The sequence below is a fragment of the Amycolatopsis sp. NPDC051128 genome (genome assembly GCF_040682715.1).
GTDB lineage: Bacteria > Actinomycetota > Actinomycetes > Mycobacteriales > Pseudonocardiaceae > Amycolatopsis.
Genome location: NZ_JBFBBN010000036.1, coordinates 71386 through 94128 on the forward strand (window position 1 = coordinate 71386; position 22743 = coordinate 94128).

General features: G+C 72.3%; 23 protein-coding genes. 12 read left to right on the forward strand and 11 right to left on the reverse strand.

The window, feature by feature from the left end; translation table 11 throughout:
* Nucleotides 1-8: 8 nt before the first annotated feature.
* The 5 genes from AB0M82_RS30660 to dmpG all read left to right on the forward strand — a co-directional run bounded on the left by AB0M82_RS30660 (nucleotide 9) and on the right by dmpG (nucleotide 5276).
* Nucleotides 9-599, forward strand: a complete 591-nt coding sequence (locus AB0M82_RS30660) for an XRE family transcriptional regulator (protein ID WP_364729157.1) — start codon at nucleotides 9-11, stop codon at nucleotides 597-599.
* A 209-nt stretch (nucleotides 600-808) separates the two neighbouring features.
* Nucleotides 809-2002 carry an elongation factor Tu gene (gene tuf / locus AB0M82_RS30665; RefSeq protein ID WP_364729160.1) on the forward strand — a complete coding sequence of 398 codons (1194 nt, stop codon included), beginning with the start codon at nucleotides 809-811 and terminating at the stop codon, nucleotides 2000-2002.
* A 155-nt stretch (nucleotides 2003-2157) separates the two neighbouring features.
* Nucleotides 2158-3300, forward strand: coding sequence for an MFS transporter (locus AB0M82_RS30670; RefSeq protein WP_364729163.1), 1143 nt, complete (start codon nucleotides 2158-2160; stop codon nucleotides 3298-3300).
* A gap of 51 nt (nucleotides 3301-3351) precedes the next feature.
* A complete protein-coding gene (locus AB0M82_RS30675; protein WP_364729166.1) occupies nucleotides 3352-4251 on the forward strand; it encodes an acetaldehyde dehydrogenase (acetylating) in 900 nt (299 codons plus the stop codon).
* Nucleotides 4248-5276 carry a 4-hydroxy-2-oxovalerate aldolase gene (gene dmpG, locus AB0M82_RS30680; protein WP_364729169.1) on the forward strand — a complete coding sequence of 343 codons (1029 nt, stop codon included), beginning with the start codon at nucleotides 4248-4250 and terminating at the stop codon, nucleotides 5274-5276. Before AB0M82_RS30675 ends, dmpG begins: the two co-directional genes overlap by 4 nt.
* Before the next feature lie 65 nt (nucleotides 5277-5341).
* On the opposite strand, the gene pip is transcribed toward dmpG, so the two are convergent.
* Both pip and AB0M82_RS30690 read right to left on the reverse strand, forming a co-directional pair.
* The gene (pip, locus tag AB0M82_RS30685) at nucleotides 5342-6280 is read right to left on the reverse strand and encodes a prolyl aminopeptidase (protein WP_364729172.1); all 939 of its coding nucleotides are present in this window, start codon (nucleotides 6278-6280) and stop codon (nucleotides 5342-5344) included.
* Nucleotides 6281-6303: 23 nt separating this feature from the next.
* Nucleotides 6304-7821 carry an FAD-dependent monooxygenase gene (locus AB0M82_RS30690; RefSeq protein WP_364729175.1) on the reverse strand — a complete coding sequence of 506 codons (1518 nt, stop codon included), beginning with the start codon at nucleotides 7819-7821 and terminating at the stop codon, nucleotides 6304-6306.
* A gap of 63 nt (nucleotides 7822-7884) precedes the next feature.
* Here AB0M82_RS30690 and AB0M82_RS30695 point away from each other — a divergent pair, with 63 nt between their 5' ends.
* Complete coding sequence (locus AB0M82_RS30695) at nucleotides 7885-8517, forward strand: TetR/AcrR family transcriptional regulator (RefSeq protein ID WP_364729178.1); 633 nt, start codon at nucleotides 7885-7887, stop codon at nucleotides 8515-8517.
* 13 nt (nucleotides 8518-8530) lie between these two features.
* On the opposite strand, the gene AB0M82_RS30700 is transcribed toward AB0M82_RS30695, so the two are convergent.
* A complete protein-coding gene (locus AB0M82_RS30700) occupies nucleotides 8531-9418 on the reverse strand; it encodes a LysR family transcriptional regulator ArgP (RefSeq protein ID WP_364729180.1) in 888 nt (295 codons plus the stop codon).
* Between the two features lie 67 nt (nucleotides 9419-9485).
* Here AB0M82_RS30700 and AB0M82_RS30705 point away from each other — a divergent pair, with 67 nt between their 5' ends.
* Nucleotides 9486-10088 carry a LysE family transporter gene (locus AB0M82_RS30705; protein ID WP_364729183.1) on the forward strand — a complete coding sequence of 201 codons (603 nt, stop codon included), beginning with the start codon at nucleotides 9486-9488 and terminating at the stop codon, nucleotides 10086-10088.
* A 35-nt stretch (nucleotides 10089-10123) separates the two neighbouring features.
* Here AB0M82_RS30705 and AB0M82_RS30710 read toward each other — a convergent pair whose 3' ends face one another.
* The 5 genes from AB0M82_RS30710 to AB0M82_RS30730 all read right to left on the reverse strand — a co-directional run bounded on the left by AB0M82_RS30710 (nucleotide 10124) and on the right by AB0M82_RS30730 (nucleotide 13971).
* A complete protein-coding gene (locus tag AB0M82_RS30710; protein ID WP_364729186.1) occupies nucleotides 10124-10717 on the reverse strand; it encodes a methylated-DNA--[protein]-cysteine S-methyltransferase in 594 nt (197 codons plus the stop codon).
* A complete protein-coding gene (locus tag AB0M82_RS30715; RefSeq protein WP_364729189.1) occupies nucleotides 10714-11199 on the reverse strand; it encodes a sigma-70 family RNA polymerase sigma factor in 486 nt (161 codons plus the stop codon). The genes AB0M82_RS30710 and AB0M82_RS30715 overlap by 4 nt, the downstream gene beginning before the upstream one ends.
* Nucleotides 11200-11243: 44 nt before the next feature.
* Complete coding sequence (locus AB0M82_RS30720; protein ID WP_364729192.1) at nucleotides 11244-12545, reverse strand: transporter; 1302 nt, start codon at nucleotides 12543-12545, stop codon at nucleotides 11244-11246.
* A gap of 103 nt (nucleotides 12546-12648) precedes the next feature.
* Nucleotides 12649-13425: a putative protein N(5)-glutamine methyltransferase gene (locus tag AB0M82_RS30725; protein WP_364729195.1), complete on the reverse strand. Its 777-nt coding sequence runs from the start codon at nucleotides 13423-13425 to the stop codon at nucleotides 12649-12651.
* 24 nt (nucleotides 13426-13449) lie between these two features.
* Nucleotides 13450-13971, reverse strand: coding sequence for a L,D-transpeptidase (locus AB0M82_RS30730; protein ID WP_364729198.1), 522 nt, complete (start codon nucleotides 13969-13971; stop codon nucleotides 13450-13452).
* Between the two features lie 89 nt (nucleotides 13972-14060).
* On the opposite strand from AB0M82_RS30730, the gene AB0M82_RS30735 reads away from it, so the two are divergent.
* From AB0M82_RS30735 to AB0M82_RS30750, 4 genes are all read left to right on the forward strand, one after another.
* A complete protein-coding gene (locus tag AB0M82_RS30735) occupies nucleotides 14061-14255 on the forward strand; it encodes a hypothetical protein (protein ID WP_364729201.1) in 195 nt (64 codons plus the stop codon).
* Between the two features lie 191 nt (nucleotides 14256-14446).
* Nucleotides 14447-15661 (forward strand): cytochrome P450, encoded by a 1215-nt coding sequence (locus AB0M82_RS30740; protein ID WP_364729204.1) that lies wholly within the window; start codon nucleotides 14447-14449, stop codon nucleotides 15659-15661.
* 31 nt (nucleotides 15662-15692) lie between these two features.
* Nucleotides 15693-16082, forward strand: coding sequence for a hypothetical protein (locus AB0M82_RS30745; protein WP_364729207.1), 390 nt, complete (start codon nucleotides 15693-15695; stop codon nucleotides 16080-16082).
* Nucleotides 16083-16085: 3 nt separating this feature from the next.
* Nucleotides 16086-16727: a response regulator transcription factor gene (locus AB0M82_RS30750; protein ID WP_364729210.1), complete on the forward strand. Its 642-nt coding sequence runs from the start codon at nucleotides 16086-16088 to the stop codon at nucleotides 16725-16727.
* Between the two features lie 87 nt (nucleotides 16728-16814).
* Here AB0M82_RS30750 and AB0M82_RS30755 read toward each other — a convergent pair whose 3' ends face one another.
* The 3 genes from AB0M82_RS30755 to AB0M82_RS30765 all read right to left on the reverse strand — a co-directional run bounded on the left by AB0M82_RS30755 (nucleotide 16815) and on the right by AB0M82_RS30765 (nucleotide 20993).
* On the reverse strand, nucleotides 16815-17963 hold the full coding sequence (locus tag AB0M82_RS30755) for a S8 family serine peptidase (RefSeq protein WP_364729213.1): 1149 nt from the start codon (nucleotides 17961-17963) through the stop codon (nucleotides 16815-16817).
* Nucleotides 17964-17989: 26 nt separating this feature from the next.
* A complete protein-coding gene (locus tag AB0M82_RS30760) occupies nucleotides 17990-20155 on the reverse strand; it encodes a hypothetical protein (RefSeq protein WP_364729216.1) in 2166 nt (721 codons plus the stop codon).
* A 112-nt stretch (nucleotides 20156-20267) separates the two neighbouring features.
* A complete protein-coding gene (locus tag AB0M82_RS30765; protein ID WP_364729219.1) occupies nucleotides 20268-20993 on the reverse strand; it encodes a FadR/GntR family transcriptional regulator in 726 nt (241 codons plus the stop codon).
* A 141-nt stretch (nucleotides 20994-21134) separates the two neighbouring features.
* On the opposite strand from AB0M82_RS30765, the gene AB0M82_RS30770 reads away from it, so the two are divergent.
* On the forward strand, nucleotides 21135-22733 hold the full coding sequence (locus tag AB0M82_RS30770; protein WP_364729222.1) for an ABC transporter substrate-binding protein: 1599 nt from the start codon (nucleotides 21135-21137) through the stop codon (nucleotides 22731-22733).
* Nucleotides 22734-22743 lie beyond the last annotated feature (10 nt).

Below are 22743 nucleotides of genomic sequence, written 5' to 3' on the forward strand. Positions count from 1 at the left end.
ATAGAGGAATGATTGATCCGGTGATGCTCGGCCGCCACCTGCACGACCTGCGCGCCGGCCGCGGTCTCGCGCTGAGCGCCCTGGCCAGGGCGGCGGGCGTCAGCGTCAGCATGCTGTCGGCCATCGAGCGCGGCGAGAAGACGCCGACGGTCGTGGTGCTCTCCCGGATCGCCGATGGTCTCGGGCTGTCCCTCTCCCGGCTGCTCGCCGATCTGGAGACCGACCGGGTGATCGTCCGCCGCGCGGCGGAGCAGGACCACGTCGCCGAGCCCGGCGGCTGGCACCGCACGGTGCTGACGCCGGTCGTCCCCGGCGTCAACTTCGAATGGATCCGCACGACCCTGCCCCCGCGCTGCGACGCGGGCCGTTTTCCGGCGTACGCCCCGGGTTCGCACGAATTCGTCGTCGTCGAATCGGGCACGCTGTGTCTCGGCGTCGGCGAGGCGGAATACGAACTGACCGCCGGCGATTCGCTCTACTTCCCCGCCGACGCAACGCATTCCTACGCGAACCGCGGCGATGACCCGTGCGTGTACCACGTCGCGGCGCTGATCATGCGGCCGCGCGAAAACCGGGTGACACCGGCCCGGGAGCTGTGACACCCTCCGAAGCATGTTCCCCGTGTCCGATAGTGCGACGCTCGCAGGCGTGTCCCTGCCGAGCGCCCTTTCGGCACGGCTTTCCGCCGAACTCGGCGGCGCTCGAAGCTGACCCTTCCCCGATTCCCTGTCCTGCCGCGGAACCGCCGGGGGAGGGTCGACGCGCTCGCCCGGTTTCGCGCATTCCTTTCGCAGCACAGGGAAAACCCATGACCAAACAGCAGTACGTGCGGACCAAGCCGCACCTCAACATCGGCACGATGGGGCACGTCGACCACGGCAAGACCACCCTCACCGCCGCCATCACCAAGGTTCTCGCCGAGCAGGAGCGGGGCGGGGCCAACCGCTACGTCGCCTTCGACCGCATCGACCGCGCGCCGGAGGAGATCGAGCGCGGCATCACGATCAACATCGCGCACGTCGAGTACGAGACGCCGACCCGGCACTACGCGCACGTCGACATGCCGGGCCACGCCGACTACGTCAAGAACATGATCACCGGCGCGGCCCAGCTGGACGGCGCCGTCCTGGTCGTCTCGGCGCAGGACGGCGCGATGCCGCAGACGCGGGAGCACGTCGTGCTCGCGCGCCGGATCGGGGTCGAGCACCTCGTGGTCGCGCTCAACAAGGCCGACCTCGCCGACGACGAGGACCTGCTCGACCTGGTCGAGCTCGAGGTCCGCGAACTGCTGACCCGCTACGGGTTCGACGGCGACCGCGTGCCCGTGGTCCGCGTGTCGGGGCTGCGCGCGCTGGCCGGCGACCCGCTGTGGACGCAGCGGATCCTCGACCTGCTCGCGGCCGTCGACGAGCACGTCCCGATCCCGCCGCGCCGGCTCGACCTGCCGTTCCTGATGCCGATCGAGAACGTCCTGACCATCACCGGCCGCGGCACCGTCGTGACCGGCGCGGTGGAGCAGGGCACCCTCGCCGTCGGCGACGCGGTCGAGGTCGTCGGGCTCGGCCCGGCGGTGACGAGCGTGGCCACCGGGCTGGAGACGTTCGGCAAGCCGATGGAGCGCGCCGAGGCGGGGGACAACGCCGCGGTGCTGCTGCGCGGGGTGAAGCGCGGCGAGGTCCGGCGCGGCCAGGTCGTCTGCCTGCCGGGCAGCGTCCGGCCGCACCGGAGGTTCCGCGCGGACGTCCACGTGCTGTCGGCGGCCGAGGGTGGCCGGCGGACGCCGTTCGCGGCGAACTACCGGCCGCAGTTCCACTTCCGCACCAGCGACGTCGTCGGGGTGGTCGACCTCGCCGACGGCGTCGCGGTGGTCCGGCCGGGCGAGGCCGCCGAGCTGACCGTCGAGCTCGGCCAGCCGGTCGCGATGAGCCCTGGGCTCGGCTTCGCGATGCGGGAGGGCCGTCTGACGGTGGCCGCCGGCACCGTCCGCGAGGTGCTGGACTGAAGGTCGGGCTCGTCCCCGCTCCCTGAGCGGGGACGAGCTTGACCCGATCTTTGCCTTTGGCTTGCCCGGCGGGAAAACGACGTCACCCTTCCCGGCCACGGAGCTGTCGCGAACCTGCCAGCCCATGCGCGCCGCCGCCGGTCTACTTGGGTGTCATGATCACTCCTGCGAACCGATGGGCCGCGGTGGCGAGCGTGACCGTCGGGATCTTCGCCATCGTCACCACCGAAATCCTGCCGATCGGGCTGCTGACGCCGATCGCGGACGCCTTCGGTGTCTCCGCCGGGACCGCCGGCTGGACCATGACCGTGCCCGGCCTCGTCGCCGCCGTGGCCGCGCCGGTGGTCACCGTCGCCACCGGGCGGCTCGACCGGCGGTGGATGCTGGCCGGCCTCATGTTCCTGCTCGCGGTCGCCGGCTTTCTCGCCGCCGCCGCACCCGCGTTCTGGGTGCTGCTGACCGCCCGGTTCCTCGTCGGTCTCGTCATCGGCGGCTTCTGGTCGATCGGCTCGGGCCTGGCGCCCCGGCTGGTCGGGGCGGCCGCCGCCGCGCGGGCGACGGCGGTGATCTTCGCCGCCGTGCCGCTGGGCTCGGTGCTGGGCGTGCCGCTCGGCACCTTCGTGGGCCAGCTCGCGGGCTGGCGGACGGCGTTCGTGCTGCTCGGCGTCCTGAGTCTCGCCACGGCGGCGGCCCTCCTGGTCTTCACGCCGCCCTTGCCCGCGAAGGAAATCACCCGCATGGCCGTCCTCAGTGGGCTGATGCGGCGATCGGGCGTCCGAAGTGGACTGATCGTGACCTTCCTCGTCGTCCTGGCCCACTTCGGCACCTACACCTACCTGACCCCGCTGCTGCGCGACGTCGTGCCTCCTGGAGTGCTCAGCGGCTACCTGCTGGTCTACGGCGTCGCCGGGATCGCCGGCACCTTCCTCGCGGGGCTGGGCCGCAAACCCGAAGTCACCTTCGCCGCCGCGGCGGCGCTGATCGCGGCGTCGGTCTTCCTCCTGCCGCACGCGGGCCCGGCCGGCGCGCTCGCACTGCTCGTGGTGTGGGGCGTGGCCTACGGCGCGGTGCCGGTCTGCTCGCAGGCGTGGTTCGCGCGCGCCGCCCCGGACGCGCCCGAGGCGGCCACCGTCCTGTTCACCGCGTCCTTCCAGGCGACGATCTCCGCCGGGGCGCTGGCGGGCGGGTTCGTGGTGGACGCCGTGTCGGTGCCGGCCGTCATGACGTGCGGCGGGGTCGCCGCCATCCTCGCCGCGGCGGTCATCCGGGGTGCCCGCCGGGAGCCCGCGTTCCGTTGACCGGAACGGCCGGCTGTCGTCGACGGTGGCCGCGGTGCGACGGTCGGAGGCATGGCTCCCGTGATGGCGGCGATCGTCGGCCCCGGCAACATCGGCACCGATTTGCTGGCGAAGCTGCGACGCAGTGAAGTGATCGAAATCGGGTACATGGTCGGGGTGGTCGAGTCCGACGGTCTCGAGCGCGCCCGCGCGCAGGGCATCCAGGCGTCCGCCGAGGGCGTCGACTGGCTGCTGCGCCAGGACCCCCTGCCGCAGCTGGTGTTCGAGGCGACGTCGGCGAAGGCGCACGCCGCGAACGCCCCGCGGTACGAGGCGGCCGGCATCCAGGCGATCGACCTGACCCCGGCCCACCTCGGCCCGATGGTCTGCCCGCCGGTCAACCTGGGCGCGCACCTCGGCGCCCCGAACGTCTCGATGATCACCTGCGGGGGACAGGCGACGATCCCCATGGTGCACGCGGTTTCCCGGGTGACCACGGTGCCGTACGCGGAAATCGTCGCCTCGGTGGCTTCGCGCGGCGCGGGGCCGGGGACGCGGGCGAACATCGACGAGTTCACGCGCACGACGTCGCGGGCGGTGGCCGAGATCGGCGGCGCCGGGCGCGGCAAGGCGATCATCATTCTCAACCCGGTGGAACCGCCGATGATCATGCGGGACACCGTGTTCTGCGCGATTCCCCTCGATGCCGACCGCGACACGATCACCGAGTCGATCCACGAAATGGCCGACGAAGTCCGGAAGTACGTGCCCGGCTACACGCTGCGGGCGGACCCGCAGTTCGACGACGCGCGCGAGGAGTGGGACGGGCACGCGCGGGTCGGGATCTTCCTCGAGGTCCGCGGCAACGGCGACTACCTGCCCGAGTACGCCGGGAACCTGGACATCATGACCGCCGCGGCCGCCCGCGTCGGCGAGCTGATGGCGCGCGCGAAGCAGGAGGTGCTCGCATGACCGGCCGCCCGGAACTGAAGCACGACGTCCGGATCGTCGACACGACGCTGCGCGACGGCAGCCACGCGATGGCGCACCGGTTCACCGAGCAGCAGGTGCGGGACACCGTGCGCGCGCTGGACCGCGCCGGCGTCGAGGTGATCGAGGTGACCCACGGCGACGGCCTCGGCGGCTCGTCGTTCACCTACGGCTTTTCCGCCGTCGACGAACTGAAGCTGATCGCCGCGGCCCGCGAAGAGGCGAAGCAGGCGAAGATCGCGGTGTTGCTCGTGCCCGGCATCGGCACGGCGGAGGACCTCCGGCGCGCCTTCGACGCGGGCGCGGAGATGGTCCGGGTGGCGACGCACTGCACCGAGGCGGACGTCTCGCCGCAGCACTTCGGGCTGGCGCGCGAACTGGGCATGGAGACCGCCGGGTTCCTCATGATGGCGCACCGGACGCCACCGGAAGACCTGGCGAAGCAGGCACGGATCATGGTGGACGCGGGCTGCCAGGCGGCATATGTGACGGACTCGGCCGGGGCGCTGCTGATGCACGAGGCCCGCGAACGGTTCGCGGCGCTGGTGGCCGAGGTCGGCGACGCGGCGTGGGTCGGCTACCACGGCCACCAGAACCTCTCGCTCGGCGTCGCGAACTCCGTGCTGGCCTACGAAGCCGGGGTCCGCTACATCGACGGGTCGCTCTGCGCGCTCGGCGCGGGAGCCGGGAATTCGCCGACGGAGGTCCTCGCGGCGGTGTTCGACCGGCTCGAGATCGACACTGGCCTCGATGTCGGAGGTCTGCTCGACGCGGCGGAGGAGGTCGTCCGCCCCTACCTGCACCGGTGGCCAAAGATGGACCGCAACGCGGTCGTGCAGGGCTGGGCCGGGGTCTACTCGAGCTTCCTGCTGCACGCGGAGCGGGCGGCGGAGCGCTACGGCGTCCCGGCGCAGGCGATCCTGCGCCGGTGCGGCGAACTCGCCCTGGTCGGCGGGCAGGAGGACATGATCATCGACGTCGCGATGCAACTGGCCGCGGAAGGATAGCCCGGCTCAAGCGCCCCAATGTGGCGTTGGGTGCGTTGGACGCACCGAACGCCACATTGGGGGCATCAGCTCGCGAACCGGTCCAGCGCGTCGAGCTTCCAAGCGCGTTTCGTGTCGCTCGCGCGGTGCCCCGAGTGGTCGTCGATCCGCAGTTCGGCGCCTGGCCACGCCCGCGCCAGCTCCCACGCCGTCGTCACCGGGCAGCTGAGGTCGAGGCGGCCGTGGATCAGCACACCCGGGATGCCCGCCAGGCGCCCCGCGTCGCGGATCACCGCACCCTCCTCGAGCCAGCCCGCGTTCGCGTAGTAGTGCGTTGTGAGCCGGACGAACGCCAGCAGCGCGGCGTCCGGTGGTCCACTGTGGACGACCGGGGTGGCGCCTGGTTCGAGTGACAGCACCGTGTCTTCCCACTCGCTCCAGGCGAGGGCTGCGCGATCCCGTCGCGCCGGGTCCGCCATGAGCCGCGAGTAGGCGGGCACGACGTCGTCGTCGCCGGCCCCGTCACGGAACCGTTGCCAGGCCTCGGGGAAGAACCGCCCGGCTCCGCGGTAGAGCCAGTCGAGCTCCGACCGGCGGGTCGTGCTGATCGCGCTGACCACGATCTCCGACACCCGGTGCGGGAAGCGCTCGGCGTAGACCAGGGCGAGCGTCGTGCCCCACGAGCCGCCGGTCACCAGCCAGCGTTCGATGCCGAGGTGTTCGCGCAGCCGTTCGAGGTCGGCGACGAGGTGGTCGGTGGTGTTGTGCTCCAGCGACGTCGCCGGGTCGGCGGCGTGGGGCACGCTGCGGCCGCAGCCGCGCTGGTCGACCAGGACCGCGCGGTAGCGGGCCGGGTCGAACATCCGCCGCATGCCCGCCGTGCAACCCTGACCGGGTCCGCCGTGCAGCATCACCGCCGGCTTGCCGTCCGGGTTCCCGCAGGTCTCCCAGTACACGCGGTGGCCGTCGCCGACGTCGAGCAGCCCGTGGTCGTACGGTTCGATCGGCGGGAACAGCTCGGTCATGGACCCCTGCCCTCCCTTCGACGTCAAGCGGGCTCGCCGAACCACTGGCGCAGCGCGGCGTCCAGGCCGGCGGAGGTGCCGTCTTCGCGGGCCCAGGCGACGTACCCGTCCGGCCGGATCAGCGCGCCGGTGAGGGCGGGCTCGCCGACGCACTTGGCGGTCAGCACCCCGACCCGGCCGGCCCAGCCGCTCGCCGTCTCGCGCAGCTCGGCGTTGTCGGCGAGGTCCAGCAGGAGCGCCCGGCCGTCCTGGAGACGCTCGCCGAGCCGGGTGCCGTCGGCGAACTCGAAGTCGGGCGCGCCGCGGCCGGTGAGGTCGTGGTCGCCGTCGATCGGGTACCGGTGCAGCACGCCGGAGAGCTTCTTGGCCAGGTACGTCGCGCCGTCGTCGGTGTGCAGCAGGTCGGTGACGACCTGGCGCAGCGCCCGCGTCCGGACGTCGGTGCGCATCAGCGCGACCTGCGCGCGCGTCCATTCGAGCACCCATTCGCCGATCGGGTGCCGTTCGGTCGTGTAGGTGTCGAGCAGGCCGCTCGGCGCCCAGCCCCGGATCGTCGCGGCGAGCTTCCAGCCGAGGTTGACGGCGTCGCCGATGCCGAGGTTGAGCCCCTGCCCGCCGAAGGGTGAGTGGACGTGCGCGGCGTCGCCGGCCAGCAGGACCCGGCCCTTGCGGTAGGTCGTCGCCTGCCGCGCGTTGTCGGTGAAGCGCGTCGCGCTGTGCACGGCGGTGATGGATACGTCCACTCCGGACACCCGGCGCAGGCTGTCTTCCAGTTCCCGCGCGGTGATCGGCGCGTCCCGGTCGTCGGGTGGCCCGTCCACCTCGACGGTGAGGATGCGGCCGGGCACGGGGCCGTGGACGAAGGTGCCGCCTTCGGTGTGGTTCCAGCCGCTCGGGAGGGCTTCGGCGCCGGTGAGGTCGACGAGCGCCTGCCGCCCGGTGATCGAGGGCTCGGTGCCGGGGAAGTCGAACCCGGCGAGCTTCCGCACCCGGCTGCGACCCCCGTCGCAGCCGACGAGCCAGCCCGCGCGGACGTCTTCGCCGCCATCCAGGTGCACGGTCACGCCGTCGTCCGCGGCCTCGAACCCGGTCAGCTCCACCCCGCGCCGGAAGTCGACCCCCAGTTCGGCCGCGCGCTCGGCCAGCAACGCCTCGACCACCTGCTGCCGCAGCATGACCACCCGCGCCGCGGGCCCGACGTCCCGGAACGCCGGGTCGTCGAAGTGCACTCCCGACGAAGCGATCATGATCCCGGCGAAGTGCCCGACCGGCGTCGGTGGCTTCGCGCCATCCCCGCCGCGTGACTTCAGGAACTCCTGCATCCGGGCGAAGCTCTCCCGCATCTGCGCTTCCATCGCGGGCAGCAGGCCGCGGCGGTAGAACGCCTCGGCCGTCGGCAGGGTGAATCCCCCCGCCTTGATCGTCTGGTCCGGTTCGGCCAGCCGTTCGACGACGAGCACGTCCACGCCCGCCAGCCGCAGTTCACAGGCCAGCATCAAGCCGACCGGTCCGCCCCCGGAGATCACCACATCACTGTTCATGGCGCCCATGATGCCGAGAAACTTTTACCGAGTCAAACTTTATGGCCGGTCTATACTTGGCCCATGGCGGATCCCGGACTACGCGAACGGAAGAAGCAGGCCACGCGGCAGCTGATCTCGAACGTGGCCACCGGCCTCTTCGCCCTGCGCGGCTTCGAGGACGTGACGGTGGCGGAGATCGCCGAGGCGGCGGGCGTCTCGAAGATGACCGTGTTCAACTACTTCCCGCGCAAGGAAGACCTCTTCCTCGACCGTCACGCGGACCGGCTGCGCGAGTTGACGGAGGTGGTGCGCGACCGCCCCGCGGGCACGTCGCCGGTCGCGGCCCTGCGTCGCCACCAGCACGAACTGCTCGCCGCCGGGCACCCGCTGTCCGGGGCCATCACGGGCGGGTCCGGGTTCTGGTGGGTGCTGAATTCGAGCCCCGCGCTGAAGGCGCGGTGGTACGAACAGGAGCGGGAGATCGCGGACGCGTTCGCCGAGGTGTTCACGGAGGAGACGGGCGACGCACTCCGGTCCCGGCTGGTCGCCGGCCTCCTGACCACGGCGATCACGACGGTCTTCGCCCACGCGATGGGAAGGATCGTGGCGGGCGACGCCCCGGAGACGGTCCGCCGCGAGCAGGTGGCGGTCATCGATCAGGCCTTCGACCTGGCGGAGCACGGGGTGGGGGCGTTCCCGGCAGCGCTGGAGTAGCGGAGCCGCAGGCTCAGCGCAGCGACTCCTTCGCTCCCCGCGCCACCGCCTCGGCCACCGCCGCGAGCGCCGGCGAATCCAGCTTCCACTGCTGCCAGTGCAGCGGCACGTCCAGCGGCCGGTCGGGGGCCAGGTCCACCAGGGCGGCTCCGCGGGACGCGGCCTGGGCCTCCGGCACCATGCCCCAGCCGAGACCGGCCGCGACCGCGTCCACGAAGGACTCCGACGCCGGGATGTGGTGGCGCACCAGTGTGAAGCTCCGGCGGCGGGTGAGGGCGCGGAGGAAGCGGTCCTGCAGGTCGTCCTTGCGGTCGAACACGATCACCGGCGCGGTGGGGAGGAGCGAGGGCAGCGGGCCGGAGGCAAGCCGGCGGGCGATGAACGACGGGGAGGCCATCGCGCGGTAGCGCATCCGGCCCAAGCGCCGCGACGTGCAGCCCTGCACCGGCTGGGGTGCCGCCGTGACCGCGGCCATCACCAGGCCCTCGCGCAGCAGCGCCGCCGTGTGGTCCTGGTCCTCGCGCTGCAGGTCGAAGCAGATCCCGAGGTCCTCGGGCACCCGGGCCAGCGCGGGCAGGAACCAGGTCGCCAGCGAGTCGGCGTTCACGGCGATCGACAGCGTCCGCGTGCCGGACGAGCCGAGGCCCAGCTCCGCCACCGCGTCCTGCTCCAGCTGAGCCAACGACCGCGCGAAGCGGACCAGGACTTTTCCGGACGAAGTCAACGAGACCGGCTTCGTCCGCAGCAGCAGGACCCGCCCGGTCCGCTGCTCCAGCGCCTTCACCCGCTGGCTGACCGCGGACGGCGTCACGTGCAGCACCGCGGCGGCGGCATCGAAGCTCTGCTCGTCCACGACGGCGAGCAGGGTCCTGACCTGGTCGAGCGGCAGATCCGACATCACGAGAGCTAATGTTACGTAAGAATCTTTAGCTGGAGTAATGCGGTGACGGCGCCATACCGTGACCGGTGTGCTCGCTCTCCTCCTCGCCGGGTTCGGTACCGGCCTGACCCTCATCATCGCGATCGGCTCACAGAACGCGTTCCTCCTGCAACAGGGCCTGCGCGGTGGCGCGGTGGCGCCGCTGGTCTTCATCTGCGCCGTGTCCGACCTCGTCCTGATCGGCCTCGGCGTGAGCGGCATCGGGGCCGTGCTGCGGCAGTGGCCGACCGCGATCGGCGTCATCGCCGTCGGCGGTGGGCTGTTCCTGCTCGGCTACGGCGGGCTCGCCGCGCGGCGAGCGTTCCGGCCTTCGGTCATGACCGTCGGCGAGGACCGCACGCCACTGCGCAAGGCGGTGCTCACCTGCGTCGCCTTCACCTGGCTCAACCCGCACGTCTACCTCGACACCGTGCTGCTGCTCGGCTCGGTCGCGGTCGCCCACGGCGACGGGCGCTGGCTCTTCGGCCTCGGCGCCGGCATCGCGAGCGCGGTGTGGTTCAGCGCGCTCGGCTTCGGCGCCCGCCGCCTCGCCGGGGTCTTCGCCCGGCCGGCGGCCTGGCGGATCCTCGACGTCCTGATCGCCGTGACCATGACCGGCCTCGGCGCGGCGATGCTGCTCAGCCGGGCCTGATCACCACAGCGGCCCGACGCGCTATTCGAACGTGGTCACGCCGCCTCCATCGTCAGCAGGATCCGTTTGGCCTCCTCGCCACCGGCGTACTGGCCGTACGACCCGTCCGACCGGACGACCCGGTGGCACGGCACCACCACCGGCAGCGGGTTGAGCGCGCACGCGGTGCCGACCGCGCGGACCGCCTTCGGGCTGCCGGCGGCCGCCGCGACCTGCGCGTAGCTTTCCGTGTGGCCGTAGCCGATCTCCGGCAGGTGCTCCAGCACCGAGAGGCGGAACCCACGCGCCAGCCGGAAGTCGAGCGGGACGTCGAAGGTCCGCCGTTCGCCGGTGAAGTATTCCTCGAGCTGCCGGGCGACCGCGTCGAGCCGCGCGGGGGCCCGGAGAATGCGCGGGCTGATCGCCTCGGCCAGCTCGGCCAGCACCGCGTCGTGGTCCTGGCGGCCGAAGGCCACCTTGACCAGACCCTCCGAGGTCGCGGCCAGCAACAGCGGCCCGACCGGGCTGTCGACGGTGCGATAGGCGACGTCCAGCAGGCCTTCGCGCTCGGCGGCGGCGGTGAGCCGCTCGTGCAGGCGGTGGGGGTTCAGTTCGTAGGTCACCGGAAGCGACGCGAAGATGTCCGTCATGAGTGCGCTCCTTCCAAGGGATAGGCGGCCCGCAGGGCCTTGACGCCGTCGGCGGCCGCCCGGCGGGCGGCGTCGGCGGTGCCTCCGGTGATTTCCGCGATCTCGCGGTAGGGCAGCCCGGCCAGATAGTGGTAGGCGACGGCGGCGCGCTGCTTGTCCGGCAGCCGGGCCAGCGCGTCCCACAGGTCGCCCTCCCACGCGTCCGGCCGCCCGGAACGGCCGGCCCGGTCGGGCACCTCGCCGACCGGGACCGGGCGGCGGGCGTCCGCGCGGGTGACGTCGACGGCCTTGCGGTGCGCGATCGTGACGAGCCACGCCTGGACGTTCGCGTCGGCGGGCAGCTCGGGGTACGCCTTCAGCGCGGCGAGGAAGGTCTCCGACCAGGCGTCTTCGGCGTCGGCTTCGCCGAGCACGGCCCGGCAGACCCGGAGGACCATCGGCCCGTGCTCGGCCACGATCTGCTCGAACGGTTTCACGATCACACCTTGAAGACGTCCCGGGACGCCCAAACGTGAGATCGAGTTTGTCACGCGTACGGGTAAACCCAGTACCGGTCCCCGTCGAGGATGTGGTTGTTCACGACGAACCGCTCGACACTGGCGAGAAGGGCCTGGTAGTCGCTGTCCAGGACCGGCTGGACGGCGTACGACGGGCCGCGCTCGACACCCGGGGTGGGCGGCGTGGCGCCGTCGTAGGTGCTGTCGAACGGGTAGACCGCGCAGGTGTTGACCTGCCCGTCCGGCCGGGTCGCGTAGTCCGGCCCCCAGTGCCCACGGCACGCCAGCTCCGCGGTCGCGCGGTGGGCGGCCTGCGCCGCCGTGTCGTGGAACAGCCGGGCGATCGGGTACGTCCGGTTCGCCCCAGTGCCCTGGTAGCCGGGGTTGCCGGGCGCGAAGTGGCCTTGCGCCGTCCCGGGGTAGGTGTTCGCGAGGCTGATCAGTGCGGTGCGGACCAGCGCGGCCGACGCCGGGAAGCCGGACGACGCCGAGTTGTCCAGGCTGTAGGTCGGCTGGAAGCCGAACGCGCAGTCGCTGCCCGCCGCGTACGCCGGGTTCAGCAGCCGGGCGATGTCACAACGCAGGAAGGCGCTGTGGGCGCCGGTGACGAGCGTGGTGCGGTCACCGGTGTCCTCGGCGACCAGGTGCCGCTCGCCGACGTACCAGGTGCGCTCCTCGGCTTGCACCGCGGGCGAGTCGGACGGCACCGGCGGGTCGGTGCCCTCCATGGTGAAGACGTGCGCCTCGTCGGACCGCGCGCGCCAGTCGGCGACGCTCTTGAGGACCTGCGCGGACGGCGTGTCGCAGTGCGCCGTGCCGGTGTCGTAGCGGGGACCGCAGCTCATCGACACGCCGAACTTCGTCGCGTCGGTGACGGCACCGGACAGCGACCAGCCGACCATGCGCGTGGCGACCTCGAGCCGCCGTTGCGCGGGCAGCAGGTTGCTGGTCGAGATGACCCGCGCCCGTACCGTGCCGATGACCGCGCAGCTCGCTTCGGGACAGGCGTAGCGCTGGTAGGCCATGTCCGTGATGGTGCAGCTGGCGAAGCGGTTCTTGGTCCAGTAGCCCGCGCGGATGTCCTTGTGGCATTCGTCGAACGTCACCGGGGCCGGCACGGCGGGGTCGGCGGCGGCGACCCGCCGGACCTCCGGAGCGGTGGCCGCGGGCAGCTTGCGCAGATCGAGGGCTGACGTGGACGGCACGTCCGCGGGGACTTCGCGGAAAAGGCCGACCGAGCGGTCCGGCGCGGCGTGCGCGGTGGCCGGAATGATCCAGAAAAGGACGGTGACGATTCCGAGCGCGCTGCCGAGCCGTCTTCGAAAAGGCATTACTCCCCCAATTTCGCCGATCCGGGCTGCCACGCTAGCGCAGGCCGATCCGGGCGGTCACTCCGACGATGGAGTGAACGGAAACCGTTGCCTCGTGGGGCAATCAGGTGAGCGGGGCGGTCCCGATGACGACGGTGGCGCCCAGCTCGCCGGAATCGTGGATCCGCGGCGTCAACCCGGCCGCGGTGAAGATTTCGCCCAAAAGCGGTGCTTGCCGTTCACTCGATTCGACCAGCAGGGTGCCGCCCGGCGCCAGCCGGCGTGGCGCGCCGGCCGCGACCCGGCGGGCGAGGTCGAGACCGTCCGTTCCGCCGTCGAGGGCGACGCGGGGTTCGTGCAGGCGCGCCTCCGGCGGCATGGTCGCGACGGCGTCCGACGGGACATAGGGCACGTTCGCCATGAGCACGTCGACCCGGCCGTCGAGCGACGGAGGCAGCGCGTCGTAGAGGTCGCCTTCGTGGACGTGGGCGCCCGGGAGGTTCACGCGGGCGCAGGCGACGGCCGCGGGTTCGACGTCGGCCGCGTGCAGCTCACGCGGGCGCACCGCGGCGGCGAACGCGGCGGCCAGCGCGCCGGAACCGCAGCACAGGTCGAGCACCACCGGATCCGGCGGGGCCAGGGCGACCGCGACGTCGACCAGGAACCCGGTGCGGCGCCGGGGGACGAACACCCCGGGCCGCACGGCGACGCGCAGGCCGTGGAACTCCGCCCAGCCGAGCAGGTGCTCCAGCGGCAGCCCGGCGGCCCGGCGCTCGACGAGGCTTTCCAGCTCGGCCGGTGTCGCGGCGGCGGCGAGGAGCAGGTCCGCTTCGTCCTCGGCGAACACGCACCCGGCGGCGCGCAGCTGCGAGACGACGGCGGAATGCGGGGAATCGGGCACGGGCCACCGTACCCCGGGCCCGGATCAGGCCTGGACCTGCACCGCGTCGCCGACGCGCAGCCCGTCGAAGAACGCCGCCGAGTCGGCGTCGGTGAGGTGGACGCAGCCGTGCGACGGCGCGTCCAGCGGCCCGGCGTGGAACGCGATGCCGCCGGCGGCGAAGAACACCGAGTTGGGCATGTCCGTGCCGTACACGCTGCTGCGGTGCTCGCGGTCCTTCCACACGACGTGGAAGGACCCGGCGGGCGTCGCCTGGTCGGGTGGGCCGAACCCGGCCGGGACCGGGCCGCGCACCACGCGGCCGTCCCGCAGCAGCCAGGCCAGCCGCAGCGACAGGCTCACGCACGCACCGGTGGCGACGAGGCACGGTGGCGACGGCGGTGGAGCAGTGGTCGTGGGCGTGGTGGTCGTGGTCGGCACCGGGGTGGTCACCGCGTGCAGCGGCGCCGGTTCGGCGATCGGGCTCGGCGTCGTGGCGCGCGGCGCCGAGCAGGCGGCCGTGACCAGCATCGACCCCAGCAGGGCCGCCACCAGGGCTCCGCGCATCCGTCGTCCTCCGTCGCCGTCGATCCTTCCCCGACCAGTACGGGTGAGTGGCTCCGAAGGTTGAGCCGCGGATCGGGCAGGATGTCCAAATGATCCCATGTCGTACGCCCGGAGCCGTGCTCGCCGCCCGCACCGGCCTCGTCGTGCTCGCTGGGCCGGCGTCGCCCGCCACCGTGGACATCAGCGGCATCCCCGGCTGGGTCTGGATCCTGGTCGCCGTCGTCGGCGTGCTCGCGGCGGGTGTCGTGCTCCTTCGCCTGCTGAAGGGCCCTCCGAAGGACTGACCATTTTGGACAGGCGGACCGGCCTGCCGATCCCTGCCTCGCGCCTGGGGCGCGGCGCTAGCCCGAAGGGGCAGGTTTCCCGCCGCACCCGGTGGTCCTCGGTACCGTGGAGTGCGGGGGACCGGGGGAGCGGCCGGTGACCGGCCCGCCCGCGTTCGCGCCGACCGGCCGCGCATCCGGGAGGAGACCCGATGACCGCGACCACGGACACCCCGCGCCTGCCGTTCGAGCGGCCGAACGTCCTCGAGATCGCTCCGCTGTTCGGGGTGCTGCGCCGCCAGGGGCCGGTGGTGCGGGTGACCACCCCGGTCGGCGACCCGGCGTGGCTGGTCACCGGGTTCGAACAGGTCCGCGCGGTGTTCACCGACCCGAGGTTCGGCCGCTCGCATCCGGCGCCGGAGGAGGCGTCGGCGCTGTCGGACGCGGCGATCCTCAGCCGTCCCCAGGGCGACCACGAGACCGAGCACGCCGAGCACGCGCGGATGCGGCGGCTGCTGGTGCCCGCGTTCTCGGCCAACCGGATCCGCCGGCTCGCCGGCCACGTCCAGGAACTGGCCGACGGCTGTTTCGACGCGATGGAACGAGCGCGTTCGGCGCGCCCCGGTGAGCCGGTCGACCTGCACGAGCACCTCTCGTTCCCGTTGCCGGTGCTGGTGATCTGCGAGCTGCTCGGCGTCCCGTACGAAGACCGCGACACGTTCCGCGTGCTCTCGGACCGGATGGGCCGGATGGACATCGGCGCCGGCGCGGAGGCCGCGCTGGACGAGTTCACCGGGTACATGAGCCGGCTCGCGGCGGTCAAGCGGCGCGAGCCCGGCCAGGACGTCGTCTCGGACATGGTGCGCGCGCAGGCCGAAGATCCGACGTTCGGCGACGACGACGTCGCCCGGCTCGCCGCCGGCCTGCTCTTCGCCGGCCACGAGACGACGTCCAACCGGATCGACCTCGGCGCGCTGTACCTGCTCACCGACCTCGCCCGGCGCGACGCGCTCGCCGCCGATCCCGAGGGGAAGACGCACGGCGTGGTCGAGGAGATCCTGCGGTTGTCCGCCCCGGGCGCGCTCGGGGTCCTGCGCTACGCGCACGACGACGTCGAACTCGGCGGCGTGACGATCGCCCGCGGCGACGCGGTCGTCCTGTCGCTCGTGGCCGCCAACCGGGACGAGTCGGTGTTCCCCGACGCCGACGCGTTCGACCCGGACCGCAAGCCGAACGCGCACGTGGCGTTCGCCTACGGCGGCTGGTTCTGCATCGGCGCGAGCCTGGCCCGCACCGAGCTGCGCGTCGTGTTCGGCTCGCTGTTCCGCCGGTTCCCCGGACTGCGCCTGGCCGTTCCGGTGGATGAACTCCAGGTGCGGACGAACCGTGTCACCGGGGGAGTGGACCGCGTGCCGGTCCTCTGGTAGACCTTCGGCGGCCGCGAGTGGAGGAAAAACGGTGACCCTGTGGGACAAGCTCGGGATGGACGACAAGCTCGTCAAGGTGCTCCGGGAGATTCCGCCGGGCCCGAATGCCGAGGACTTCGGCCCCGCGTACGTCACGATCCACCAGCTGGCCGTCGAGCTGGACCAGCGGTTCCCCGAGGTGCGCGAGCAGCTGGACGTCCCGCTGGGCGGCGGGGCGACGCGGCACGCCGGACTGGTCGAGCTGCTCGGCAAGGAGCTGGTGGACAAGATCAAGCGCTACGGCGACGTCTACCCGATCGAGGCCGCGCAGCTGTCGTCGGTGCGGTTCCGTGAGCTGCGCCTGAAGGGTCCCGGCGGCCGCGACCTGGTCGGCGCGTCGCGGACCGACCTGCCGCTGATTCGCCTGCGGCTCCAGGACTGAGTGGTGGTCGCGCCGCCGGTCCGGGTCCTGGTGGCCGAGCGCGACCCGGCGGTGCGGGAACGCCTGGGCACGATCCTGGGCGAGGCGGATGGGATCGAGGTGATCGGCTCGGCGCCCGAAGCGACGGCGACCCTGACCACCCTCCGCCGGCGGTTGCCGGACGTGGTGCTGCTGGACCTGCGCCTGGGGGTGCCGGTGGAGGCGCTGCCCGGGCGGCCGGCGGTCGTGGTGCTCGCCGCGTTCGACTCGGACGCGGGAATCCTGCGCGCGCTGCGCGCCGGGGCGATCGGGTTCGTGCTGCGCTCGGCCCGGCGGAACGAGCTGATCAAGGTGGTCCGCCTGGCGGCGGACGGCCACGTGGTGCTGTCCCCGGAAGCCTCCCGGCGCCTGGTGTCCGCGGCGACGCGGCTGTCCGGGCCGCGCGACGAACGGCTGGCCCGGGTGGACCGGTTGTCCGGCCGGGAACGCGAAGTGCTCATCGGGGTGGGCTCGGCACTGACCAACGCCGAGATCGGCGTGCGGCTGGGACTGCCCGAGCCGGTGGTGCGGGACTGCGTGGCGCGGGTGGTGCGGAAGCTGGGCTGCGCGCACCGGACCGGGGCCGGGCTGTTGGCCTACGAGCGGGGCCTTTGCCGGCCGGGGTGACGCGGCTCTGCCGGAGCGGCTTGCCCTTTCGGCGGGAAGGGCTCCTCGCCGGCCGCGAGGAACGGTGAGGAGCCCTTCCCGGTCCGGTCAGAAGCCGCTCAGGCCGTTCGGCACGCCGACTCCGGTGGGGGCGTCGTAACCCGGGCCGGCCACGCACAGGTAGTCGCCGCCGCACTTCTTGCCGGCGCCCGACGGGTCGTTGTGGCCCGTCGTGACGTCGACGAACTGGGACGCGTGGGCGTACAGGTCGGCGGGCTGGGCCACTCCCGCGCGGCCCGACCGGCCGTACAGCCCCGCCACGAATGGTGCCGACGCGCTCGTGCCGCTCACCGGCAGCCAGCCGCCCACGTCCGTGGAGTGGATCGCCAGGCTGTCCGCCACCGCCGAGACGTCCGCGACCGTCCGCTTGCCGCAGTGGGTGTCATGCTGCCACTTCGGTTTCGCGATGTACGCCGAACAGCCGCTGCCGCCGTACTCCCACGCCCATTCCGCCCAGCCACGCGCCGAATCCGGGTCCCTGGCCAGCGACGTCCCGCCGACGGCCACCGTCGCCGCCAGCACCGCGGGATAACTCGCCGCGGTGAAGCCGCTGTCGCCGGACGCCGCCACCACGGTCACGCCCGGGTGCTGGTAGTGGCTCGCGTACGCCAGCGACGCGCCGCCTTCCCGCGCGCCGTAACTGTTCGACACCACCTTCGCCCCCAGCCGGACCGCGGTGTCCTCCGTCTCGGCGAGGTCGGCGAACCCCGGCGTGTTGCCCTCCACCACGAGGATCCGGCACGACGGGCACGCCGCCGACACCATCGACACGTCCAAAGTGGACTCGATGGCCCAGCCGATGTCCACGGTGGGCAGCGGAGCCGCCGCGCCCTGCTGGTTGACCTTCCGGAAGCAGCCGTTCGCCGTGGTGCACGGCGGCAGGCCGTACTGCGCCCGGTACGTGGCGAGGTCGGCCTCCAGGTTCGGCGCGTCGTAGGCGATCGAGATGCCGACGACGGTGTCCGGACCCGCTCCGGCGGGCAGCCGGTAGGCCGACGCCAGGTCGTCGGCGCCCCAGCCGACGGGGCCGTCGGCGAGGGCGCGCGTCGCGCCCGGCGTGTACGTGGTGAGGCAGCGCAGTTGTCCGGGACCCGGGTCCGGACACGCCGCACGGGCGACCGGAGCGGCGGCCGCGGCCGGCGCGGACGTGCCCACCGCGGCCGCCGCCGCGCACACGGCGATCAGCAGACGAACCATTCTCTTGTGCACAGTGGACAGTCCCCTCAGGCCAGGTAGACGTGGTAGGCGGCGGTGATCGTCTCGGTGATCGTCGCCCCGGCGGCATCCGAAGCCGTGACGCGCAGCGAGACGTCCGTGCCGCGGAACGACTCCGTGGTCGCGGTGAAGTCCGCGTGGAACACCCCGTCACCGCGGGCGGTGACGGCCGCGTCCTGCCAGGTCGTGCCGTCGGTCGAGTACTGCACGGTCGCGGCCGTCACGGGCGAAGCGGTGCTCTGCTGCAGGTGCCCGACCGTGAGGTCCAGTCCCTGCGGACCGGACAGGGTGGACCCGTCCAGCCGAAGTCCGCCGACCGCGTACCCGAGCGTCAGCAGGGGTTCGACCGCGCAGGACCGATCGGGCCCGTCGTCCCCGCGGGCGCAGTACAACGCCGGCGGGAGCGTCGTGCCCTCGACGTGCCGCGACTTCCACGTCCACTCCGTGTGGGTCGCGGTGCTCTGGTGGTACATCGGCCCGGTGCGGCCCGCGTCGATCGTCAGCCCGAGCGTCGACGGGCCGGCGGCGACCTCCTGCTCGAAGCCGGCTTCGGTGACGCCCGCCGGATCGCCCTCGGCCAGGGTCGCGCCGTCCTGGGTGAACCGGTAGTGCCCGGTGATGGTGTCCCGCGGCTCACCGTAGAAGCCGAAGCCGGTGTGGCCGGGTTGGTTGTCGCTGAACGGCGTGATCGCGAACCGCACGAGGTCGCCGGCCCGGGTCGCGCCCGGCCGGGTGAAGCTGGTGCCGTCGGACAGCGGCACCAACGCCACCGCGCCCGCCGGGTGCAGCGGGAACCGGTTCCAGTCCTCGGTGACCGACGAGCCGCCCTGGTAGGAGTGGATCGCCTCGTACTGGCCGCCGGCCCAGCCGGGGAACGAGCCCGGGCCGGGGAGCACGTACTTCGAGATCCCGCCGAACCACAGCAGGTCGGGCCCGGCCGAGACGTACTCGGTTTGCTTCCGGGGCAGCTGGATCGGGTGCGACGAGCGGCCGCCAGAGTCCTCGAAGGTGAACATGCCGCTGCGCTGCCGCCGCCCGACCGAGGCGTACTCGCTGTAGTAGGTGGCGTCCACCGTGGCGACGTCCTTCGCCGTGATCACGTACCGCTGCTGCGGAATCGTGCCGGTGCTCGCCTTCTGCAACACGTACTCGTACGGCGTGCCCGGCCCGGGCGGGGACACGAGCCTGCTGTACGGGTACGTCTGCAGCGCCCCGGTGCGCACCGGGACCGACGTCGGCGACACCGCGATCGGCACGCCGGGACCGGCGTCGATGTCGACGAGCAGGGCGGGCCCGGTCTTGGCGGCCCGGCGGAACAGGAACCCGGTGTCGTCCAGCAGCGCCGGGCGTGGGGTCACCCAGGTCAGCTTGCTGTTCGCGCGTTTCGCGTCGACGCGGACGGTCGTGTCCGCCTTGACCGCGAACTCGGGCTGCGCGCTGAACCGCATCTCGGTGATGTTGCCGTCGGCGTCGGTCGTGAAGAAGACGCCGAGCGCGCTGTAGTTCCCGTCCGGCGCGCTGAACTTCGCCGTGCCGCCCGAAAAGTAGCCGAAGTTCTCGTTTCCGTCGAGGATGTTCCCGTCGTCGGTGTTGTACAGGAACGCGATGCCGGTGTCGGCGGGCTTGCCGCCGATGTCGGTGGCGTCCACGGACACCGTGCGCATCACCGACCGGGGCTGGGCCGCCGAGCGTTTCGGCGTCCCAGGGAGCGCGTAACTCGCTCCGTTCGCGAAGAGCCCTTGACCGCCGAAGTGTCGGCGTGCGTTGTCCTCTTTGAACTGCTTCGCCAGTGCGGCGCCGAACGTCCCGGTGTCGGCCGGGACCGGGGCGCCGGCCAGCAGGGCCTTGACGTCGAACAGGCTCAGGTCGAGGCCGCGCCCGAGGTAGGGGAGCGCGGTGCCGGGGACCTCGTAGTCGCGGCCGCCCAGCCGCAGGTGCGCCAGCGCCCGCGCCGCGCCCTTCTCGGCCGCCGGCTGGATTTCGTAGGTGTCCCGTCCGTCCGGTGCGGTGCGCGCGGTGACGCGGTCGCCGGTGATCAGCGTGGCGCTCGCCGGGGGAACCGCGGCGACCGCGGCGACCGCGGCGACCGTGGCAAGCGCGGACGGCGGGGCGAGCCCCACGAGCCCGGCCTGACCCGCGAGCAGGACGCTGACGATGGACAAAGTTCTTCGCACTGGCACCTCCGTGTGATGGTTGATCACCACTACCGACGAGCCAGACGCCCCGGCAGTTGAGCCGGGTTCTCGATCTTCCGGTATTTGCCCCGATCGGGCTAACGACGGACAGTCAGGGCCGGGCCGCCGTCACCGGCCGCGCGACGCCGAAACCGCCGTACGGACCGGCTTTCGCCCGCTTGCGGACCTCGTCGAAGTGCCGGTGCACCGCTTCGGCGGCGGCGTCGGGGTCGTGCTCCCGGAGCGCGTCCACGATGGCCTGGTGGCGTTTCGCGGTGGCCGTCGCGGACGCCGCCGGCCCGCCGAGCTCGCCCTCGGCGATCCGGTAGACGTCCCAGAACAGCCCGGTGAGCTCGCGGGCGAGGTCGAAGCCGGCCTCCGCGCAGATGAGGTCGTGGAACTCGCGATCGGCCTCGGCGGCGTCGGCGCCCTTGCGGCGCATCCGCGCGACGCGGGCCTGCAGCTCCTCGACCAGCCCGGGCCGGTGGTCGGCGGCGACGCGCCGGGTCAGCTCGGTCTCGAGCATTTCCCGCACTTCCAGGAGGTCGCGCAGCCGTCCGACGTCCGTCGCGCCCCGGGCGCGGGTGCGGAACAGCAGCCACGTCTGCAGCGACTCGGACCCGGCGGAGCCGACGAACGTGCCGTAGCCGTGTCGGATCTCGACGATGCCGAGGGCCTGCAGGGCCTTGATCGCCTCACGGATCGAGTTGCGGCTGACGCCGATGTCGTCCATCAAGCTCAGCTCGGTCGGCATGGGCGCGCCCGGCGGGAGTTCCCGCTCGACGATCAGGTCGATGATGCGCTTGGTGATCTCTTCGCTGCGCTGCGGACGGGCCACTGCTTGTCCTCCCCGGATCGTCGTGACTGGACATTCTACGTCATACGTCCAGGCCTCTTGACCGGCACGCGAAGGCATCCTAGGCTCACGCCGGTCATAGGACGTCCCATGTCCTGTCGTTCGACGCCCCGGGAGACAGCGATGTCCCAGAGCCCGTCGCTCAGCCGCCGCCAACTGCTGCGCCACACCGCGTTCGCCGGGGCGGCACTGGCGTTCCCGGCCGTGCTCGCCGCGTGCGGCGGGCCGGCGTCCACCAACAAGACCGGCGGCTCGGCGGGCTCGCTGACCGCCGTCATCGGGTACGGCAACAACCAGACATGGGACCCGCTGCAGACCGCTTCGGCGTTCTCGATGGCCGCGATCCTGCACTGCTACGAGTCCCTCGTGGAGGGTGACCCGATCACCCGCGCGCCGTTCCCCGGCCTGGCCAAGGCACTGCCCGCCGACCTGGGCGGCACCAGCCTGAAGTTCGAGCTGAGAGACGGCGCCCAGTGGCACGACGGGCAGCCGGTCACGGCCGACGACGTCGTCTTCACCTACGCGCGGGCGCTCAGCGAGAAGGAGAACGTGCTGATCCACAGCTTCTTCTCGCACTGGCTCCAAGAGGTCCGCAAGACCGGCGACCGGTCGGTCGAATTCGTCCTCAAGTTCCCCTTCCCCTACGCGCTGCAGCGGATCCAGTGCTGCAAGATCGTCCCGAAGCACGTCTACGACGGCAAGTGGGACGACGCCAAGGCGGGCAAGGTCGTCGGCTCGGGGCCGTACAAGGTCGTCGAGCAGGCGCCGCTGAGCCACACGAGCTTCGAGAAGTTCACCGGCTACAACGGCCCGCGCCCGGCCGCGTACGACCGGATGCTGTGGAAGTCCATCGTGGACGCCGCCCCGCGCGTCGCCGCGATTTCGGGGGCGACGCCGGACGCGCAGATCGCCGAGAACATCCCGGCCGCCAACGCCGAGCAGCTCCGCAAGGCGGGCCGGACCGTCGAGTTCGCCGACGGCGGCAACAACCTGTTCCTGCTGTTCAACACCCAGCACGCGCCGTTCGACAAGAATCTGGTCCGGCAGGCGCTGCACTACGCGATCGACAAGAAGAAGATGGTCGAGATCGGGCTGAAGGGCGCCGGCTCACCCGGGACGTCCTTCATCAACCCGAAGCTCCCGTCGTCGCAGCCCGCGTCACAGGACTTCGCCTACAACCCGGACAAGGCCAGGCAGCTGCTGCGGGAGGCCGGCGTGAACGGGCTGGAGATCACCCTGTCCACGACGAACACGTCCCTGGTCGCCGACTGCGTCAAGGTGATCAAGGAGGGGTGGGACGCGATCGGCGTCCGGACCACTTTGGACTCCCAGGACACCAAGGCGCTGTTCTCGAAGCTCGACGCGGGCACCGACTTCCAGGTCGTGGCGACGACCAACAACCCGATGCAGTTCGGCAACGACCCGGATCTGCTCATCCGCTACTACTACGACGCCAAGTCCATCCTGACCACCAAGTACGCCCGCTGGACCGGTCCGGACGCCGAGGCGCTGCTGGCCCTGCGGGACCAGGCCGTGACCGAAGCGGACGAGGCGAAGCGGGCCGCGTTGACCAAGCAGCTGCTCGACCGGATCTCCGAGCAGGCCGTGATCTACCCGGTGGTGTTCACGCGGCTCGGCACCGCGTGGGACCCGAAGGCGATCACCGGCGTGCACGCCCAGGGCTATCCCGGCATCTACCTGAACCAGGCCAAGCCGGTCTGACGGAGGAGCA